Annotated in this window: 19 protein-coding genes; 11 read left to right on the top strand and 8 right to left on the bottom strand. The window is 60.1% G+C overall.

The window, feature by feature from the left end; translation table 11 throughout:
• Nucleotides 1–318 precede the first annotated feature (318 nt).
• Together JFT63_RS22730 and JFT63_RS22725 are read right to left on the bottom strand one after the other, a co-directional pair.
• Nucleotides 319–1,812: a CoA-acylating methylmalonate-semialdehyde dehydrogenase gene (locus JFT63_RS22730; protein WP_198844821.1), complete on the bottom strand. Its 1,494-nt coding sequence runs from the start codon at nt 1,810–1,812 to the stop codon at nt 319–321.
• A 39-nt stretch (nt 1,813–1,851) separates the two neighbouring features.
• Complete coding sequence (locus JFT63_RS22725; RefSeq protein ID WP_003188272.1) at nt 1,852–3,201, bottom strand: aspartate aminotransferase family protein; 1,350 nt, start codon at nt 3,199–3,201, stop codon at nt 1,852–1,854.
• A 125-nt stretch (nt 3,202–3,326) separates the two neighbouring features.
• Here JFT63_RS22725 and JFT63_RS22720 point away from each other — a divergent pair, with 125 nt between their 5' ends.
• The 6 genes from JFT63_RS22720 (at nt 3,327) to JFT63_RS22695 (ending at nt 9,385) form a co-directional block, all read left to right on the top strand.
• The gene (locus JFT63_RS22720; RefSeq protein ID WP_057702699.1) at nt 3,327–4,247 is read left to right on the top strand and encodes a LysR family transcriptional regulator; all 921 of its coding nucleotides are present in this window, start codon (nt 3,327–3,329) and stop codon (nt 4,245–4,247) included.
• 88 nt (nt 4,248–4,335) lie between these two features.
• Complete coding sequence (locus tag JFT63_RS22715; RefSeq protein ID WP_198844820.1) at nt 4,336–5,730, top strand: uracil-xanthine permease family protein; 1,395 nt, start codon at nt 4,336–4,338, stop codon at nt 5,728–5,730.
• An 87-nt stretch (nt 5,731–5,817) separates the two neighbouring features.
• Nucleotides 5,818–6,477 carry a TetR/AcrR family transcriptional regulator gene (locus JFT63_RS22710; protein ID WP_005784489.1) on the top strand — a complete coding sequence of 220 codons (660 nt, stop codon included), beginning with the start codon at nt 5,818–5,820 and terminating at the stop codon, nt 6,475–6,477.
• Nucleotides 6,478–6,489: 12 nt separating this feature from the next.
• Nucleotides 6,490–7,071 carry an IMPACT family protein gene (locus JFT63_RS22705; RefSeq protein ID WP_186563399.1) on the top strand — a complete coding sequence of 194 codons (582 nt, stop codon included), beginning with the start codon at nt 6,490–6,492 and terminating at the stop codon, nt 7,069–7,071.
• A 55-nt stretch (nt 7,072–7,126) separates the two neighbouring features.
• Complete coding sequence (locus tag JFT63_RS22700) at nt 7,127–7,813, top strand: SDR family oxidoreductase (RefSeq protein ID WP_198706978.1); 687 nt, start codon at nt 7,127–7,129, stop codon at nt 7,811–7,813.
• Between the two features lie 213 nt (nt 7,814–8,026).
• The gene (locus JFT63_RS22695) at nt 8,027–9,385 is read left to right on the top strand and encodes an 8-oxoguanine deaminase (RefSeq protein ID WP_198706979.1); all 1,359 of its coding nucleotides are present in this window, start codon (nt 8,027–8,029) and stop codon (nt 9,383–9,385) included.
• Between the two features lie 73 nt (nt 9,386–9,458).
• On the opposite strand, the gene JFT63_RS22690 is transcribed toward JFT63_RS22695, so the two are convergent.
• On the bottom strand, nt 9,459–10,550 hold the full coding sequence (locus JFT63_RS22690; protein ID WP_057702694.1) for a calcium:proton antiporter: 1,092 nt from the start codon (nt 10,548–10,550) through the stop codon (nt 9,459–9,461).
• Nucleotides 10,551–10,743: 193 nt separating this feature from the next.
• Here JFT63_RS22690 and JFT63_RS22685 point away from each other — a divergent pair, with 193 nt between their 5' ends.
• Nucleotides 10,744–11,697, top strand: coding sequence for an adenosine deaminase (locus JFT63_RS22685; protein ID WP_198706980.1), 954 nt, complete (start codon nt 10,744–10,746; stop codon nt 11,695–11,697).
• 499 nt (nt 11,698–12,196) lie between these two features.
• Here the strand turns inward: JFT63_RS22685 and JFT63_RS22680 are convergent, their stop codons facing one another.
• The 3 genes from JFT63_RS22680 to JFT63_RS22670 form a co-directional block, all read right to left on the bottom strand.
• Complete coding sequence (locus tag JFT63_RS22680) at nt 12,197–13,567, bottom strand: MFS transporter (protein WP_198706981.1); 1,371 nt, start codon at nt 13,565–13,567, stop codon at nt 12,197–12,199.
• A 199-nt stretch (nt 13,568–13,766) separates the two neighbouring features.
• The gene (locus JFT63_RS22675; RefSeq protein ID WP_057702692.1) at nt 13,767–14,453 is read right to left on the bottom strand and encodes a helix-turn-helix domain-containing protein; all 687 of its coding nucleotides are present in this window, start codon (nt 14,451–14,453) and stop codon (nt 13,767–13,769) included.
• 134 nt (nt 14,454–14,587) lie between these two features.
• Nucleotides 14,588–15,517: a LysR family transcriptional regulator gene (locus JFT63_RS22670; protein WP_186563008.1), complete on the bottom strand. Its 930-nt coding sequence runs from the start codon at nt 15,515–15,517 to the stop codon at nt 14,588–14,590.
• A gap of 118 nt (nt 15,518–15,635) precedes the next feature.
• On the opposite strand from JFT63_RS22670, the gene JFT63_RS22665 reads away from it, so the two are divergent.
• From JFT63_RS22665 to JFT63_RS22655, 3 genes are all read left to right on the top strand, one after another.
• Nucleotides 15,636–15,929 carry a putative quinol monooxygenase gene (locus JFT63_RS22665; RefSeq protein WP_003188253.1) on the top strand — a complete coding sequence of 98 codons (294 nt, stop codon included), beginning with the start codon at nt 15,636–15,638 and terminating at the stop codon, nt 15,927–15,929.
• Nucleotides 15,930–16,067: 138 nt separating this feature from the next.
• Nucleotides 16,068–17,081, top strand: coding sequence for a zinc-binding alcohol dehydrogenase family protein (locus JFT63_RS22660; protein WP_198844819.1), 1,014 nt, complete (start codon nt 16,068–16,070; stop codon nt 17,079–17,081).
• 145 nt (nt 17,082–17,226) lie between these two features.
• Nucleotides 17,227–17,409 (top strand): hypothetical protein, encoded by a 183-nt coding sequence (locus JFT63_RS22655; protein ID WP_198844818.1) that lies wholly within the window; start codon nt 17,227–17,229, stop codon nt 17,407–17,409.
• 8 nt (nt 17,410–17,417) lie between these two features.
• Here JFT63_RS22655 and JFT63_RS22650 read toward each other — a convergent pair whose 3' ends face one another.
• Together JFT63_RS22650 and JFT63_RS22645 are read right to left on the bottom strand one after the other, a co-directional pair.
• On the bottom strand, nt 17,418–18,611 hold the full coding sequence (locus JFT63_RS22650; RefSeq protein ID WP_186563004.1) for a multidrug effflux MFS transporter: 1,194 nt from the start codon (nt 18,609–18,611) through the stop codon (nt 17,418–17,420).
• An 87-nt stretch (nt 18,612–18,698) separates the two neighbouring features.
• Nucleotides 18,699–18,896 (bottom strand): heavy-metal-associated domain-containing protein, encoded by a 198-nt coding sequence (locus JFT63_RS22645; protein WP_057702688.1) that lies wholly within the window; start codon nt 18,894–18,896, stop codon nt 18,699–18,701.
• A 147-nt stretch (nt 18,897–19,043) separates the two neighbouring features.
• On the opposite strand from JFT63_RS22645, the gene JFT63_RS22640 reads away from it, so the two are divergent.
• A complete protein-coding gene (locus tag JFT63_RS22640) occupies nt 19,044–19,424 on the top strand; it encodes a hypothetical protein (protein ID WP_057702687.1) in 381 nt (126 codons plus the stop codon).
• Nucleotides 19,425–19,457: the final 33 nt, after the last annotated feature.

The raw sequence follows: 19,457 nt of genomic DNA, 5'->3' as shown, positions 1-19,457 counted from the left end.
TCTTCAACAACTTCAACCACTTGCGCTTAGGATCTCTCCGAAGCGGGAGGCGAATTCTACAGCGTTACACGCTGCTGTCAACACCTCTTTTTCAACTTCCTTTTGGCTTCGATGAACTGAAGCAACTCACTGCCGAAAACTGCGTAACTCATTGTTTGCCAAGGAGTTTTCCGTTTCGATTGCGCCGGAAGTGGGGCGAATTATAGGCCTCCAGAATCTGTCGTCAACCTTCTTTTTCACATTTCTGTCATATAAGTCAAAAAAGCCCCAATAACGCAAAGGCCGGCCCCAAGGGGCCGGCCTTCTACCTACCGAGCCTTACAGGCTAGGGAAGGCGAATTGCGACGCTTCATGGCTGGCCCGTTGTGGCCAACGCTGGGTGATCGCCTTGCGACGAGTATAGAAACGCACCCCGTCCGGCCCATAGGCATGCAAATCGCCAAACAGCGAACGCTTCCAACCACCAAAGCTGTGATACGCAACCGGCACTGGCAGCGGCACGTTAACCCCCACCATGCCGACTTCAATCTCATCACAGAACAGGCGCGCCGCTTCACCGTCACGCGTGAAGATGCAGGTACCGTTGCCGTATTCATGATCGTTAATCAGTTGCATCGCCGCTTCCAGGCTATCCACCCGCACTACACACAGCACCGGCCCAAAGATCTCTTCTTTATAGATACGCATCTGCGGGGTGACGCGGTCAAACAAGCTGCCACCGAGGAAAAAACCTTGCTCATGCCCGGCAACACTCAAGCCACGGCCATCAACAACCAGCTCTGCACCCGCTGACACACCGTCTTCTATATAGCCACTGACTTTATCCCGCGCCTGCCCCGTCACCAACGGGCCCATATCCAGGCCGCAAGACGTGCCCGCACCAATCTTCAACGCCTTGACCTGCGGCACCAGCTTGGCGATCAACGCATCCGCCACCTGATCGCCCACGCACACAGCCACCGAGATCGCCATGCAACGCTCACCGCAGGAACCATAAGCCGCGCCCATCAGGGCACTTACCGCGTTATCCAGGTCGGCATCCGGCATCAGCACCGCGTGGTTCTTCGCCCCACCCAGCGCCTGCACACGCTTGCCACGTTTGGTCGCTTCGGAATAGATGTACTCGGCAATCGGCGTCGAGCCTACAAAGCTCAAGGCTTTGACTTCAGGCGCTTCGATCAATGCGTCCACCGCGCCCTTGTCGCCATGCACCACGCTGAGCACGCCTTTAGGCAGCCCGGCCTCCTGCAACAATTGCGCAATCAACAACGTTGAACTCGGATCACGTTCCGACGGTTTGAGGATGAAACAGTTACCACACACAATCGCCAGCGGGTACATCCACAACGGCACCATCGCCGGGAAGTTGAACGGGGTGATCCCCGCCACCACGCCCAGCGGCTGGAAATCCGACCATGCATCGATGTTCGGCCCCACGTTACGGCTGTATTCGCCCTTGAGAATCTCCGGCGCGGAGCACGCGTACTCCACGTTCTCGATCCCACGCTTGAGTTCACCCGCAGCGTCTTCCAGGGTCTTGCCATGTTCCTCGCTAATCAACTGCGAGATACGTGCTTCGTTTTGCTCCAGCAACTGCTTGAAACGGAACATCACCTGCGCACGCTTGGCCGGCGGCGTATTGCGCCAGGCCGGAAACGCCGCCTTGGCTGAGTCAATCGCCTGTTGAATGGTTTCACGACTGGCCAACGGCACTTGGTGAATCACCTGGCCGGTAGACGGGTTATAGACGTCGGCACTACGACCGCTGTCGTTGACCAGCTCACCGTTGATCAAATGCTGGATAAGGCTCATGCAGGGCTCCTGAAAAGTTGTTCTATATAGAAGGAGAAATCAGTCGATCTTGTTCAGCACTTCGCCGACCGCGTCAAACAGGCGGTCCAGGTCCTGCGGCTTGCTGTTGAACGTTGGCCCGAACTGCAGGGTGTCACCGCCAAAACGCACGTAGAAACCGGCTTTCCACAAGGCCATGCCGGCCTCGAATGGACGCACGATGGCATCCCCATCACGCGGGGCAATCTGGATCGCCCCGGCCAGGCCGTAGTTGCGAATGTCGATCACATTCTTGCTGCCCTTCAAGCCATGCAGCGCATTCTCAAAATGCGGGGCAACTTCGGCTACGCTCTGCACCAGGTTTTCCTTCTGCAACAGGTCCAAAGCCGCCAAGCCAGCCGCGCACGCCACCGGGTGCGCCGAATAGGTGTAACCGTGGGGGAATTCCACCGCGTACTCCGGCGTCGCCTGGTTCATGAAGGTCTGATAGATCTCGCTGCTGGCGATCACCGCGCCCATCGGGATAGCACCATTGGTGACCTGCTTGGCGATACACATCAGGTCCGGGGTCACGCCAAAACTGTCGGCACCGAACATCGAGCCGGTACGGCCAAAGCCCGTGATCACCTCGTCGAACACCAACAGGATATTGTGCTGATCGCAGATCTCACGCAGACGCTTGAGATACCCCTGTGGCGGTACCAGGACACCAGCGGAACCGGCCATCGGCTCGACAAACACCGCGGCGATATTCGACGCGTCATGCAGTTCGATCAGCTTGAGCAATTCATCGGCCAAGGCGATACCGCCCTGCTCCGGCATTCCACGCGAGAATGCATTGCTCGCCAGCAAGGTGTGGGGCAGATGGTCAACATCCATCATCGCCTGGCCAAATAACTTACGGTTACCGTTGACGCCACCCAGGCTGGTACCGGCGATGTTCACACCGTGATAACCACGCGCGCGACCAATCATCTTGGTCTTGGTGGCCTGACCTTTGAGGCGCCAGTAGGCCCGCACCATCTTCACCGCCGTATCGGCACATTCAGAGCCCGAATCGGTGAAGAACACATGATTCAGGTTGCCTGGGGTCAAGTCGGTAATCTTTTCCGCCAGCTGGAAGGACAACGGATGACCGTACTGGAAGCCTGGAGAGTAATCCAGGGTACCCAATTGTTTGGCCACCGCCTCCTGGATTTCCTTGCGCGTGTGCCCGGCGCCGCAGGTCCAAAGGCCCGACAACGAATCATAGACCTTGCGCCCCTTGTCATCGGTCAACCAACTGCCTTCAGCGGCCACGATCAGGCGCGGGTCGCGCTGGAAGTTGCGGTTGGCGGTATAGGGCATCCAGTGCGCATCCAGCTTGAGTTGGCTGGCCAGGGACGATGGGGCGTTTTCGGGCATGTTCATCAGCAAAACCTCGCAAGGCAAAAGGCAGCGTCGGGATTGAAAAGCGTTGTTGCAGCTAAATTGCCACGGGGATAAAGTCGGTGAAATCCAACTCTTCTAACCTTCAGTCAGGACTTCACTAAACTATGAGCGTCCGTCGTCCCGACCCTTTGGCTCAAGTCAGCGACTTCGACATTCGCTTGCTGCGCATCTTTCGCAGCGTGGTGGAATGCGGCGGCTTCTCGGCGGCAGAGACCGTGCTCGGCATCGGCCGCTCGGCAATAAGCCAGCAGATGAGCGACCTTGAGCAACGACTCGGGCTACGACTTTGCCAACGCGGCCGCGCCGGTTTTTCCCTGACGGAAGAAGGCCGCGAGGTTTATCAGTCTGCCCTGCAACTGTTGAGCGCTTTGGAAAGCTTTCGCACCGAGGTCAACGGCCTGCACCAGCATTTGCGCGGCGAGTTGATCATCGGCCTCACCGACAACCTCGTCACCCTGCCGCACATGCGGATCACCCACGCCCTGGCGCAATTGAAAGAGCGGGGCCCGGACGTGCAGATCCAGATCCGCATGATCGCCCCCAATGAAGTGGAGCAAGGCGTACTCGACGGTCGCCTGCACGTCGGTGTGGTGCCCCAGGCCAGCGCACTGTCGGGCCTGGAATACCAGCCGCTGTACAGCGAACGCTCCTTGCTCTATTGCGCTGTAGGCCACCCGTTGTTTTATGCCGATAACAAGCAACTCGACGACGAACGCATCGACAGCCAGGACGCCATCGCCCCCACCTTCCGCTTGCCCGCGGAGATCCAGGCCCATTACCAGGCGCTCAACTGCACCGCCAGCGCCTCAGACCGTGAAGGCATGGCGTTCCTGATTCTCACCGGCCGCTATATCGGCTACTTGCCCGACCACTACGCCAGTCTATGGGTGCAACAAGGCCGGCTGCGCGCGCTGAAACCGGCTACACGTTTTTACGATTTGAGCCTGGCATCGGTCACGCGCAAAGGCCGGCGCCCTCATTTGGTGCTGGAAAGCTTCCTGGAAAGCCTGGCCGCGACGCGCTAACTCGGGCCTCACGCAAAAAGCTGAGCACATGGACAGCTTTTTGCAAGGGCTCAGGGACCTTGAACCGTCCGCCTTGAGTTGACCCGCCATGCCCCCAGAATCCTCCAGCCCCAGCGACCTGATCTACGGCCTCAACGACCGCCCCAAACCACTGTCCGCTCTATTGGCAGCACTGCAACATGTGCTGGCGGCGTTCGTCGGCATCATTACGCCGCCGCTGATTATTGGCTCCACCCTCGGCCTCACCGCTCACTTGCCCTACCTGATCAGCATGGCGTTGATGGTTTCCGGCGTAGGCACCTTCATCCAGGCACGCAGGCCGTTTGGCATCGGTGCCGGCATGATCTGCCTGCAAGGCACCAGCTTTGCGTTTCTCGGCGCGGTATTGTCAGCAGGCTTTCTGGTGAAGCAACGCGGTGGCAGCCCGGAAGACATTCTGGCGATGATTTTCGGCGTGTGCTTCTTCGGCGCGGCAGTGCAGATTGTATTGAGCCGCTTTATCGGCCAGTTGCGCCGCGTGATCACACCGCTGGTGACCGGCATTGTGATTACGCTGATCGGCATCAGCCTGATCAAAGTGGGCATCACCGACCTCGGCGGCGGTTTCAATGCACCGGACTTCGGCGCCCCCGCCAACCTGGCGCTGGGCCTGTTCGTGGTTTTGACGATCATCCTGCTCAACCGCTCGAACACGCCCTGGGTACGCTTGTCGGCCATCATCATCGGCCTGGCCCTGGGCAGCCTCGCGGCGTGGTTCAGCGGCAAACTGATTCCCCAGGCTTTGCCTGACCTGCCATTGGTCAGCCTGCCTACACCATTCCGCTTTGGTTTCAACTTCGACTGGAGCGCCTTCCTGCCGATTGCGCTGATTTATCTGATCAGCAGCATCGAAACCGTCGGCGACCTCACCGCCAATTGCATGATTGCCCGCCAGCCTATCAGCGGCCCTTCTTATATAAGCCGGCTCAAGGGCGGCGTCCTCGGCGATGGGGTGAGCTGCATGATCGCCGCCACTTTCAGCGCTTTCCCCAACACCACGTTTGCGCAGAACAATGGTGTGATCCAGCTCACCGGCGTGGCCAGCCGTTACGTCGGTTTATACATCGGCGTGTTGCTGTTCTGTCTGGGCCTGTTTCCGCTGATTGGCGCCGTGCTGCAGCAAATCCCCAAGCCGGTGCTAGGCGGCGCGACCCTGGTGATGTTCGGCAGTGTGGCCGCGGCCGGCGTGCGCATTCTGGCCCAGGCACCGCTGGATCGACGCAGCATGTTGATCATTGCCACCTCGTTCGGTGTTGGCCTGGGTATCGCCGCGCAACCTAACCTGCTGCACCTGATGCCGACACTGGTGCAGAACCTGTTCGACTCCGCCATCACCAGCGGCGGTATCACCGCCATCCTCCTGTGCCTGTTACTGCCGGAGGCCAAGGCAAGTACCACCGCCGCAAACCACACCCCGGAACGCGACAGCCTGGAACCGCTTTGACGGTTTTATTGCATCAGGACTTGTCTGAGGCTTGAGGGTGGGTTATCTGTGCACACGTCGCCTTTATCGATCAGCACGGAAACCTCCATGAGCCTCGAAGTTCCTGCCCACAGCAACCACGCCGGTAAACCCGCCAGCCGCATTCGGCAAAAGAACGAACAAGCGATTCTCCAGGCTGCTGAAGATGAATTCGCCCGCCATGGCTACAAAGGCACCAGCATGAACACCATCGCTGCCAGTGCCGGGCTGCCCAAGGCCAACCTGCACTACTACTTCACCAACAAGCTGGGCCTGTATATCGCGGTGCTCAGCAATATCCTCGAATTATGGGACAGCACCTTCAACGCGCTGACCGCCGAGGACGACCCTGCCGTGGCGCTCGCGCGTTACATCCGCACCAAGATGGAGTTCTCGCGGCGCCAACCACAAGCCTCGCGGATCTTCGCCATGGAAATCATCAGCGGCGGCGAATGCCTCACCGAATATTTCGGTCAGGACTATCGCGCCTGGTTCAGTGGCCGCGCCGCGGTGTTCCAGGCGTGGATCGACGCCGGCAAAATGGACCCCGTCGATCCCGTGCACTTGATCTTCCTGCTGTGGGGCAGCACCCAGCACTACGCCGACTTCGCCACCCAGATCTGTCGCGTAACAGGTCGTACCAAGCTGACCAAACAGGACATGGAAGACGCCGGCACCAACCTGATCCATATCATTCTCAAAGGCTGCGGCATCAAGCCGGCCCTATAAACGAAGCGAGTTATGTCTTTTACGCTGACAGGCCTTTGCGAATTTCGTGAAGAAATACGCAAGAGCCGCTTTATCACCCTGGCGGCCCCGATCACCAGCCCGCAGGACGCCCAGGCGTTTTTCGAGCAGCACAGCGACCTGAACGCCACGCACAACTGCTGGGCCTGGAAACTGGGCGATCAATACCGCAGTAACGACGACGGCGAACCCGGCGGCACCGCCGGGCGACCGATCCTCGCGGCCATCGAGGCCCAGGGGTTTGATCAGGTGGCCGTCCTGGTGATCCGTTGGTACGGCGGCATCCAACTGGGCACTGGTGGGTTGGCCCGCGCCTATGGCGGCGGGGCTAATAAATGCCTGCAAAATGCCGAGCGCATCGAACTGATCAGCCGTGTGCCCCTGAGCTGCGCGTGCGGGTTTTCCGAACTGAACCTGGTGAAGTTGCGTGTTACCGAACTCGGCGGCTTGGTGGTGGAAGAAACCTTCACCGCCAACGGCGTGGAGCTACAACTTGCGCTGGCAGAGGCACACATCGACACCCTGCAAACCCAGCTCGCCGACCTGAGCCGTGGGCGCATCCTGCTGCAACGCTGAAACTGCTACTGTTATGCGCTGAACTCCCTGAACCGCGATTTCAAAGGAAGCCTTCATGTCTACGCCAAAAACCGCACTGATCATCGGCGCCTCGCGCGGGCTGGGCCTTGGCCTGGTCAAGCAACTGCTCCAGGACGGCTGGGACGTCACTGCCACCGTGCGCGATCCGAACAAGGCCGAGGCCCTGAAAGCCGTGGGGCCGGTGCAGATCGAGAAGTTGGATATGGACGACCAGCAAGCCGTGATCGCCCTGGCCCAACGCTTGAAAGACCGCACCTTCGACCTGCTGTTCGTCAACGCCGGCGTCAAGGGCCCGGCCAACCAGGAGCCCGGCCACGCGACCCTGGCGGAAGTGGGCCAGTTGTTCTTCACCAACGCCGTGGCGCCGATCAACCTGGCCCAGCGCTTTGTCGGGCAGATCCGCAAAGACACCGGCGTGCTGGCCTTCATGAGTTCGGTACTGGGCAGCGTGACCATTCCCGACGGCTCGGACCTGGCGCTGTACAAGGCCAGCAAGGCCGCCCTCAATTCGATGACCAACAGCTTTATCACGCAACTGGGCGAGCCCAAACCGACGGTGCTGTCGCTGCATCCGGGCTGGGTGAAGACCGACATGGGCGGCGAAAACGCGCACATCGACGTCGAGACCAGCGTGCGCGGCCTGGTGGACCAGGTAAATGCCTACACCGGCAAAGGCGGCCACCACTTCGTGGACTACAAGGGCGACACCATCACCTGGTAACCCCCCCCCAACTGTAGGAGCGAGCTTGCTCGCGAAGAACGCCCAAGCACTGCGTTAAACCAGACTGCCCGCGTCATCGTTGACGATTTTCGCGAGCAAGCTCGCTCCCACAGAGGTAAACTGCCCACCTCGCCCTCCCCGGCGACCCTGGATCAGCAGACAGGGCAACACTGAGCTGGCAAACCTGAACCCATCATTCAGAGGAGCCGGCCAATGCCTGCGACCCGTATCTGGTTAAAAAACCCCCTCGCAATTTTCACTGCCAATGGCCTCGATGCCCGTGGCGGCCTGGTGCTGCAAGACGGTGTGATCACCGAAGTGCTGGCCCAGGGCCAGGAACCGGCACAGCCCTGCACGCAGGTGTTCGATGCTCGCGAACATGTGGTGCTGCCCGGGCTGATCAACACCCATCATCACTTCTATCAAACCCTGACCCGCGCCTGGGGCCCGGTGGTCAACCAGCCGCTGTTCCCGTGGTTGAAAACCCTGTACCCGGTATGGGCGCGGCTTACTCCGGAAAAACTCGCCCTGGCCAGCAAAGTCGCCCTGGCTGAATTACTGCTGTCGGGTTGCACCACAGCGGCCGACCACCATTACCTGTTCCCCGATGGCTTGGAAAACGCTATTGATGTGCAGGTAGCCAGCGTGCGCGAACTGGGTATGCGCGCCATGCTCACCCGCGGTTCCATGAGCCTGGGCGAAGCCGACGGCGGCCTGCCACCGCAGCAGACCGTACAACAAGGCCAGGTCATTCTCGACGACAGCCAGCGCCTGATCCGCGAATATCACGAGCGCGGTGACGGCGCGCAGATTCAGATTGCCCTGGCGCCGTGCTCGCCGTTTTCGGTCACCCCCGAAATCATGCAAGCCAGCGCCGATCTGGCCAACCGCCTGGATGTGCGCCTGCATACCCACCTGGCGGAAACCCTCGACGAGGAAGACTTCTGCCTGCAACGCTTCGGCCTGCGCACCGTGGATTACCTCGACAGCGTCGGCTGGCTCGGCCCGCGCACCTGGCTGGCCCATGGCATTCACTTCAACCCGGACGAAATCGCCCGCCTGGGTGCCGCCGGTACAGGTATCTGCCATTGCCCAAGCTCCAACATGCGCCTGGCCTCGGGTATCTGCCCGACCCTGGACCTGCTTGCCGCCGGCGCCCCCATCGGGCTCGGCGTGGACGGCTCGGCCTCCAACGACGCCTCGAACATGATCCTTGAAGCGCGTCAGGCTCTGTACATCCAGCGCCTGCGTTATGGCGCGGAAAAGATCACCCCCGAAGGCGTATTGGGCTGGGCCACCAAGGGCTCGGCGCAGTTGCTGGGGCGCACAGACATTGGCGAGTTGGCCGTCGGCAAGCAGGCGGACCTGGCACTGTTCAAGCTCGATGAACTGCGCTTCTCCGGCAGCCATGACCCCATTTCCGCGCTGCTGCTGTGCGGCGCGGACCGGGCAGACCGAGTGATGGTCGGCGGCAAGTGGCGGGTGATCGACGGCCAAGTCGAAGGCCTTGACCTCAAGGGCTTGATCGCCGATCACAGCCAGGCAGCGCGACAGTTGATCGCGGGTATCTAAGCCAGGCACCAATCAAAATGTGGGAGCGGGCTTGCCCGCTCCAACATTGGATCTGTGCCACTTTTAAAACCGGTTACAACCCCAGCAGCGACAACATGATAAAGGTCGCAAACAACACGAAATGGGTCATCCCCTCGATGGCATTGGTTTCGCCATCGTTGAGGTTGATCGCACTGACAATCAGCGTGATAAACACCATCACCGTCTGCACCGGCGTCATTGCCATCTGGAACGGCTGGCCGGTATAGAGCGCCATGGCCTCCATTACCGGCACCGTCAGGATCACCGTCGATAACGAGGCGCCCAGCGCAATGTTCACCACCGACTGCATCCGGTTGGCCAATGCAGCGCGCAACGCCGTGAGAATTTCCGGCGCAGCCGAGATAGCCGCCACCACAATCGCCGTGATCACCGGCGGCGCCCCCGTGCCTTCCAGGCCCAGGTCGAGGGTTTTGGACATCACTTCAGCCAACGCACCAATCACGATCACGCCAAACACCAGGGTACCGATCGAGAACGCAAGGTTCACGGGCGGGGCGTGTTCTTCTTCGGTTGATTTCTTGCGGCGTTTTTCCGGGTAGCTGTAACTGAAAAAATAACTGTGTGGGCCTACCTGCATTCTCAGGAACAAGGTGTAGAGCACCACCATCGCGCCAATGGTGAAGGCCGAGTAAATTTTCCAATCGGCCTCGGGGATAAATTCCGGCACCACCATCGACACGCCCATGGCGGTGAGGATCATCACGCTATAGGTGCGCGCCGAGTCATCGTTGTAGGACTGTTCGCCATGCTTGATGCCGCCCATCAAGGCGGCCAGGCCGAGAATGCCGTTGATATCCAGCATCACCGCCGAGTAAATGGTGTCGCGCACCAGGGTGGGCGACGGCTCGTTGCTCATCATGATCGCCAGGATCACCACTTCCACCAACACGGCCGCCAGGGTCAGGATCATAGTGCCGTAGGGGTCGCCAACCTTCTCGGCCAATTGCTCGGCGTGGTGAGCTACGCGCATTGAGGCCATTACGATAAACGCGATCAGCGCAGCACCGGCCAGCAGCGCCACCAGTTGCCCACTGTGGAGCATCCAGTGTTCCAGCGGATAAGCCGCAATGGCGGCAATCAGCGCCAGCAGCATGAATTTTTCTTGCTTGAGGTGTGTAAGCATTACGGGCCTTTTCGTGCAGCGAATCAGTCATTGATGGGGTACAGACTGCGCCAAGCCGCTAACGTTTCGTTACACCTTAGTTCACCTCACCCTTGCGTGAGTGACACAAATACTCTCCTGCTGGTCAGGTTTTGCCGATTATTTCAGCCATGGCCTGTAGAATGCCGCCATTGCACCTGATGAGATTTTAACTATGTACGATTGGCTCAACGCCCTGCCCAAGGCTGAACTGCACCTGCACCTGGAGGGTTCGCTGGAGCCTGAGTTGCTGTTCGCCCTGGCCGAGCGCAACAAGATTGCGCTGCCGTGGAACGACGTCGACACCCTGCGCAAGGCTTACGCCTTCAACAACCTGCAAGAGTTTCTCGACCTGTATTACAAAGGCGCCGATGTGCTGCGCACGTCCCAGGATTTCTACGACCTGACCTGGGCCTACCTGCTGCGCTGCAAGGCCCAGAACGTGATTCACACCGAACCGTTCTTCGACCCGCAAACCCACACCGACCGAGGCATCCCGTTCGAAGTCGTGCTGAACGGCATCGCCGCAGCGCTTAAAGATGGCGAGCAGCAACTGGGCATCACCAGCGGCTTGATCCTGAGCTTCCTGCGCCACCTGAGCGAAGCCGAAGCCGAGAAAACCCTCGACCAGGCGTTGCCGTTCCGTGACGCGTTCGTGGCCGTGGGCCTGGACAGCTCGGAAATGGGTCACCCGCCAAGCAAGTTCCAGCGCGTGTTCGACCGTGCCCGCCACGAGGGCTTCCTTACCGTCGCCCATGCTGGCGAAGAAGGCCCGCCCGAGTACATCTGGGAAGCCCTCGACCTGCTGAAAATCCAGCGCATCGACCACGGCGTGCGAGCCATTGAAGATGAACGCCTGATGCAGCGCATCATCGACGAACAGATCCCGCTGACGGTTTGCCCGCTGTCCAACACCAAGCTTTGCGTGTTCGACGACATGGCCCAGCACAATATCCTCGACATGCTCGAACGTGGTGTAAAAGTCACCGTGAACTCGGACGACCCTGCCTACTTCGGCGGTTATGTCACCGAGAACTTCCACGCGCTGCACACCTCCCTGGGCATGAATCAGGACCAGGCCAAACGCCTGGCGCAGAACAGCCTGGATGCGCGCCTCGTAAAGCCATAACCAACCATCATTGAATGAATGCAGGCTAAATGTGGGAGGGGGCTTGCCCCCGATGGCGGCCTGATAGCCGACCAGAATGCTGGACTTTGATCGAGTGCGTATCCGTTATTTAGGTAGCGGCTACTATTGGTTCCGCCCTTACGGCGGCTCACTTTTGAAAAGCGCAAAAGTAAGCAAAACGCTCTTGCCCCACCACTCGGCACCTCGCTTAGGCTCGGTGTGCCCGTAATCCGCCATGGATTTGGGGGGCCGCCGCCACGCGCCATCCATGGCGCGGGGCGGCTAAACCGGCATCCCTGCCGGTTTACCCCCCAAATCCCTGTCGGATTCCGGCCAGCGTGGTTTGACGGGGCGCCTAAGATCAAAAGCAGATCAAGATCAAGAGCAAGAGCGGCTCGCTTCGCATCGTGGTTACCGTCGGCAGTTGCTACAAAAAGTTGTGTAGATACCCACGCTCATCGGGGGCAAGCCCCCTCCCACCCAGGTTTTGCGTTGATCTTTAGATTTGGGTGAGCTCTTCCAGGGTCTTGCCCTTGGTCTCCATCCCGAACACCCACACCACCAGCGCCGCCACGGCAAAGCACAGCGCGCCCAGGGCAAACACCCCGCCCTGCCCGGTTATCGGGAAGACCAGTCCGGTCACCAACGGCCCCAGCAACGAGCCGACCCGGCCAATCGCTGATGCGAATCCGGAACCTGTGGCTCGCGCCGAAGTGGGATAGAGCTCCGGCGTGTAGGTGTACAGCACCGCCCACATACCAAACAGGAAAAACTGCATCAACAACCCGGAGGTGATCAACAGAGCCACATTGCCGCCAAACACTGCGCTTTGCCCATACAGAAACGCCATCACCCCGCCACCCAGCAGCGTCACGACGCACACCGGTTTACGCCCCCAGCGCTCGACCAGCCAGGCCGCCATCAAGAAGCCAGGGATCCCGCCCAGGGAAATGATCACCGTGTAATACACCGACTGAGTCACGGCAAAACCCGACTGCTGCAATAGCGCGCTCAACCACGACGTCAGCCCGTAGAAACCGAGCAAGGCAAAGAACCACACGCTCCAGATCATCATCGTGCGTTGGCGGTACTGCGCCGACCACAACTGCCGGAACGCAGAGAAAAATGTCCCCGGCGTACTCTCTACCCATGGCAGGGCCGTCGGCTCCGGCAAATCGGCGCCGCCCAGGGAATCTCGCACCTTTTGCTCAATGCCCAGCAAGACCTTGTCCGCCGCTTCGTGACGCCCGGCCTGTTCCAGCCACCGCGGCGACTCCGGAATAAAGAAGCGAATGGCCAACACAAACACCGCCGGCACCGCCAACACCAGGAAGATGTCGCGCCAACCAATCACCGGCAGCAAAAAGTACGACAGCACGCCTGCGGCCACAAAGCCCAGCGGCCAGAAACCATCCATTAACGCGATGTAACGCCCGCGCCGTTTGGCGGGAATCAACTCCGACAGCATCGACTGAGCGATGGGAAACTCCATGCCCATGCCAATGCCCAGCAGGATCCGAAACAACGTCAGCGCTTCCACCGTCTGCGCCGTGGAGCACAGGTAACTGGCAACGCCCCACAACACAATGCTCCACTGGAACACCGGTTTGCGCCCGAAACGATCGGCGAGCATTCCGGAAAGAGAGGCGCCTACCACCATGCCGAAAAAACTCGAACTGGCCAGCAACCCGGCCTGGGCCGTGCTCAAGCCAAACTCGGCTTTAATCGAGCCCAACAGGAAGGTCATCATCGCCAGGTCCATGGAGTCGAAGAAAAACGCCAGAGCAATGATGATGAAGATGACTCGGTGGTAACCGCTGATGGGCAACCGTTCCAGCCTCTGCGCTGCGCTATAACCCTGCCTGACCATGCCGCATCCCCCGTGTGAAATATCCCCCTGGCGAGTGTGCGGCATCGTTTGTCCTGGCTATTACTGGATGCGACCTGATTGCAGCTCTAAACGACGCAAGCACCTGTAGGAGCGAGCTTGCTCGCGAAAAACCAAATGACAGCGCGTTTATTTGGGATCCTCGCGTCATCGTTGACGCTCTTGGCGAGCAAGCTCGCTGCTACAAAGAGGCCATTCGAGCTATTTGTTCAAGCCCTGCCTCGTTGACCGACAAGGCACGCGACTCGTTGATCACGCTGATCCAGTTGGCCTGCAGAAACAGCTGCATCAACCCCGCCCCCAACGCTCCGCCCAGGTGCGGTTGCTGCTGGCTCCAGTCGTAACAGTCGCACACCAGCGGCGCTGCCAAAGCCTGGACAAAAATACCCAGGTCCGCCAAATGCTGCGCGCCCTTGACCGTAACCTCGGTACGCTGCTCATGGCGCTCGAACCATCCGGCCTCAAGCATCCGTTGATACAGCTGCGCCGCCAGCTCGCCGCCGAGATGACCGTGGCACCAGCGGGCACGGCGCAACAACTGCGGCGCCATCAGCGCCGGCGGCAAGGCTTGGGGTGTGCTGCGCGCTGCGCTGGCCATGGTGGTACTGGCCAATGCATCAATGGCGGCACTTACATCCGCAGCCGCTACGCGAAACAAGCGTTTGCCACGTCGGGCCTCGATCCGCAGCAGACCGCTGCCGGTCAGGCGCGCCAGATGTGCATTGGCCGACGCCAGTGACAAACCGGCCAGCGCCGCCAGCTCTTCTGAAGTTTTCGCCGAACCGTCCATCAAGGCCCAGAGCATGGCCGTGCGTTTGGGTTCGGCAAGCAAGCTGGCGATCTGACTGATGCAAGGTGCTGCTTCCATGTATTCACTCCCTGTAAGACCATTTTTCTGCTGCGGTTGACGCCAAAGTATAGGTGCGCGCGCCGCCGGTTCCGCGGCGTCCGACAGCTCGGATCAGGACAGGACATGAGTGAAATTTCCGATCGTTATGCAGGTTATTGCCCAGTCGCCCTTCGCCCCGGTCGTTGCGCCGTCAAGATTGCACATCGGGACACCAGCATGGCCCGCAGCAGGTTGACGGGCTTGCTCAATTGCGCACGATGGGCGCATAGCAGGTTGAGCGGCGTGCGCTCGCCCCGCAGTTGCGGCAGGATCAAACGCAAGCGCCCGGCCAGCACGTCGGTACTGATATCCAGCCACGACTTGTAGGCAATGCCCATACCCGCCACCGCCCAGCGCCGCACAACATCGGCGTCATCACTGAACCGGTCACCGCTGACCGTCAGGCTCACGTGGCGCTTGCCGTCATAAAACCCCCAATGGTCATGTACGCGGCTACCGAGCATGTACAGCAGGCAATTGTGCTGGGCCAGTTGCTCCAGATGCTGGGGTTCGCCATGCCGGGCGAGGTAGCTCGGCGCGGCGCACAGCACACGAATATTGTCCGGGGCGATGGGCAGGGCCACCAGGCTGGAATCTTCGGGTTCGCCATAGCGCAGGGCAATGTCCACTGGCTGACGGAACAAATCGGCAATGCGATCGCCGAGCAACAAGCGCACGTTCAGTTGCGGGTGTTGTTGCTGGAACTCATCCAGCCAGGGCAACAGCTGGTTGCGACCGAAATCCGACGGCGCCGACAATTGCAGCACGCCGCTGACATGATCCTGGCCACTGGTCAATAACCGCCGCCCATCGTCCAACGCGCTTAATGACGCACGCGCATATTCCAGGAAGCCCTCGCCTTCGGCGGTCAGGCGCAGGCTGCGGGTGGAGCGCGCCAGCAAACGCGTGCCCAGTTGCTGTTCGATACGCTTGAGCGCGGCGCTGGCCACTGCCGGCGACAGATCCATCACCCGTGCCGCCGCCGACAGGCTGCCCAGGTCTGCAGCTCGCACAAACAACTGCAAATCATCAAAACGCAGCATGGATTTCCGTCCCATTATCAAAATTTGGTTGAAACAGACTGCTGTTTTAGCCGCTTTTATCGGCGCAGGAAATAGCCAATCATCTGCCCATCCCGTTAGCCCGTGCCCGGAGTCGACTATGTCCACCGCTTTTAATGTCATCGCCACGCTGATCGCCAAACCCGGCCAGCACGCCACCCTGGAAACCCTGCTGCGCGGCCTGCTGGAACCGACCCGCCTGGAAGCCGGTTGCGAGCAGTACGACCTGCACCAGGACCTGCAACACCCCGAGACCTTCTACATGCTCGAGCGCTGGAGCGACGACGCTGCGCTGGCCGACCACGACCAGAGCGCGCATATCCAGAGCTTTCGCGCCAAGGCCGCCGATGTGATCGAACACTTCGAACTCAAGCGCCTGAAATTTCTCGCCTGATCCCGCCTTTTTTTGCAGGAGCAAGCTTGCTTGCGAAAACCCCAAGGACGACGCGCGAAACCAGAAACACCGCGTCATCGTTAACGATCTTCGCGAGCACGCTCGCTCCTACCTTGACCGTATTCACTTGGAGTCATCATGAAAGCCATCGCCTACTACGCCTCACTGCCGATCAACGATCCAGAATCCCTGCAAGACATCCAACTGCCAGAGCCCGTGGCCGGCCCGCGTGACCTGTTGGTGGAAGTCAAAGCCATCTCGGTCAACCCGGTGGACACCAAGGTGCGCCACAACGTCGCCCCGGAAAATGGCGACGCTAAAGTGCTGGGCTGGGACGTGGCCGGCGTGGTCAAGGCGGTCGGCAGCGAAGTGACGCTGTTCAAAGCCGGTGACAAGGTGTTCTACGCCGGCTCCCTGGTGCGCCCAGGCGGCAACAGCGAACTGCACACTGTTGACGAGCGCATCGTCGGCCATATGCCCCAAAGCCTGGGGTTTGCCGAAGCCGCCGCGCTGCCGTTGACCGCCATCACCGCGTGGGAGCTGCTGTTCGAACGTTTGCAGATTCCCGAAGGCAAGGAGGACCACGGCCAGAGCCTGCTGATCGTCGGCGCTGCCGGTGGCGTGGGATCGATCCTGACTCAACTGGCCAACCAGCTCACGGCGCTGAAAGTCATCGGCACCGCCTCGCGTCCCGAGACTCAGGAATGGGCTAAAGCCCTGGGTGCCCACGTCGTGATCGACCACAGCCAGCCGCTGAGCGAAGCGCTGAAGCAGGCAGGCGTTGAGCAAGTGACGCATGTCGCCAGCCTGACTCAGACCGAGCACCACCTGGATCAACTGGTGGAAGCGCTGCAACCCCAAGGCAAGCTGGCGTTGATCGACGACCCCAAGGCGCTGGATGTGAGCAAGCTCAAGCGCAAGAGCCTGTCGCTGCACTGGGAGTTTATGTACACCCGCTCAATGTTCGAGACGCCCGACATGATCGAGCAGCACAACCTGCTTAACCGCGTGGCTGAACTGATCGATGCCGGCACCCTGAAAACCACGCTAGGCGAGCACTTCGGTACGATCAATGCAGCCAATTTGCGCCGTGCCCACGCGCTGCTGGAAAGCGGTAAGGCCAAGGGCAAGATCGTGCTGGAAGGGTTCTAAAAAACGGCTGTCAGTGTCGTCCGTTATCGGTGTAGGTAATGGACGACACCACTAGTCCGAGAGTTGATCTTCGTCATATTTGTGAGGGAATTCGGGTTTATATTGGCCGCCTTTGCCACGATTCTTTTACGTGAGGAAGTCAGCAATGAAAATCCTGATAAAAGCGTTAGCAAAAAACCCCGGCAAGCTATGGCAAGTTCGTCTCGACGGCGAAGCCATCACCTTCCGCAGTGAAGCCGAGGCCCGCGCCTTCGTCGACACCCTGCAAGCACGGATCCAGGCGCCCCACCGTTTTCCCCTCGGCCAGCAGCGCTCTGCCGCTGGCTGAACGGTCTATCAGACCTGCGCCTGCGTGGCCCTTGCCCGTTGCAGGCGCTGGGTCGACATTGCAATCGTTACCGCCAGCACACCGCACAAGCTGATGACCATCGCCATCGGCATCGCCGTACCATCATGCAACACGCCAACCAACGAGGCCGCACCCGCTGCCACGCCGAACTGGATACAGCCGAGCAGCGCCGAGGCACTGCCGGCCCGTGCGCCCTGCCCGCTCATGGCACAGGCCGAGGTGTTCGGCAAAATGCAGCCCAGGCTGGCGATGCAGATAAACAGCGGCACCAGCAACGGCCACAGCGCCTCGGTGCGCAGCGCGGCAATTCCCAGCAGTGTCAACGCCGCCGCCACGTAAACCCACACCGTACGCGACAGCAAAAACGCCGGTCCGCGCTTGGCCAGCAACCGCGCATTCAGCTGAGCCACCAGGATAAAGCCGGCAGCGTTGGAGCCGAACAGCCAGCCGTAGTGCTCGGCAGGCACGCCATAAAGCTTGATGAAGACGAAGGGCGAACCGGCGATATAGGCGAACATCCCGGCAATTGAAATGCCGCCGGTCAGGGCATAGCCCAGGTACACGCGATCCGACAATAACGAAGCGTAGCGACGCAAGGAGCCGGACAAGGGCTGGCGCGGCTGATGGGCCGGGAAGGTTTCCGGCAACCCGACCGCCACGGCGATGGCCGCCATCACGCTGAACAGCGACAGCGCCAGGAAAATCGACTGCCAGCCCCACACGCCGACCATCACACCACCCGCCAATGGCGCAAGGATCGGCGCCAGGCCAGTGACCAGCATCAGTTGCGAATACACCTTGGCCGAGCCCACCGCGTCGCATTTATCACTGACCACCGCACGAGAAATCACCATGCCCGCGCAACCGCCGAGGGCCTGCACGAAACGCGCACCGATCAGCCACTCCAGTGACGGCGCGTAGGCACACGCGAAGGAGGCGAGCGTAAACAAGGTGACCCCACTGAGCAGGGGCACGCGCCGACCGAAACGGTCAGCCAGCGGGCCGTAGATCAATTGACCAATAGCCAGACCTGCGAAATACACCGCCAAGGTCAACTGGATATGTTTTTCGTCAGTGGCAAACGCGGTGGCCATGGCTGGAAAGCCCGGCAGGTAGAAGTCGATCGCCAACGGCGCGAAGGCGCTCAAGGCGCCCAAAATCAGGATTATGCGAAGGTTCATCAGACACCCAAGTGAGTCGGCAGCTCCACAGTCTAGCCGCGCTTGGGTGCCGTGAACATTACGTTAGGTCGCTAACGATCAGAAAATTCACGCCAACTTGACGCTATAGCCTTCCTCGGCGATCAGGTCGATGACCTCCTGAGGCGACAGACGGCTTTCCACACCCACCTCCTTCGCCGCCAGGTCCACCTTCACACTCGCCGCCGAATCCTTGCTCTGTACCGCCTGGGTCACCGCTTTAACGCAATGGCCGCAGGTCATTCCTTCAACGCTGAATATTTGCATGACATGACTCCTTTGATGAGGTTACGGCCAGTCTCAAGCTTGCCATGATGGAAAGGTCAAGTTTCAAAAAAAACGGCCGGGCTGGTATTCGACGGCGACGTCGGCCAAGCTTCAACTTTCCTTGCTGTAAACCATGGAGCATTCGCCATGCGCTGGTCGTTTTTTGCCCTTGCCGGCCTGATGAGCTTGTCTGCCGCTGCGCCCCAGGCCTTCGCCGCTGAAGATTATGCGGTGCTGATCATTTCCCGCGAACGCCTGGAAGTACCCACCAATTGCGAAATCGGCCTGTATCTTCAGGATCAGTTGGCCGGACGCCTGTTCCAGGAACAGTCCACCTCGTTCAATCTGCCCGCAGGGAACGTGTCGCTGCGCCTCAAGCTATTGCCGAGTCAGGCCCCGGGCTGTCAGCCAGGGTTGCTGGCACCCGCGGCGCAGAACATCACGTTGAAAGCCGGTGATGTACGTAAATTGCGTATTGCTCAGGGCGCTGATGGCATGTACCTCAAACCCGCCGCATTGGAATACTGAAGACGCTTGACCTTCCCCACAGGTTAAGGTTGA

The sequence above is a fragment of the Pseudomonas sp. MF7453 genome (genome assembly GCF_016405455.1).
Taxonomy (GTDB): Bacteria; Pseudomonadota; Gammaproteobacteria; order Pseudomonadales; family Pseudomonadaceae; genus Aquipseudomonas; species Aquipseudomonas paralactis.
The sequence above is the reverse complement of the archived record's forward strand: the minus strand, read 5'-3'. Positions and strand labels throughout refer to the sequence as shown.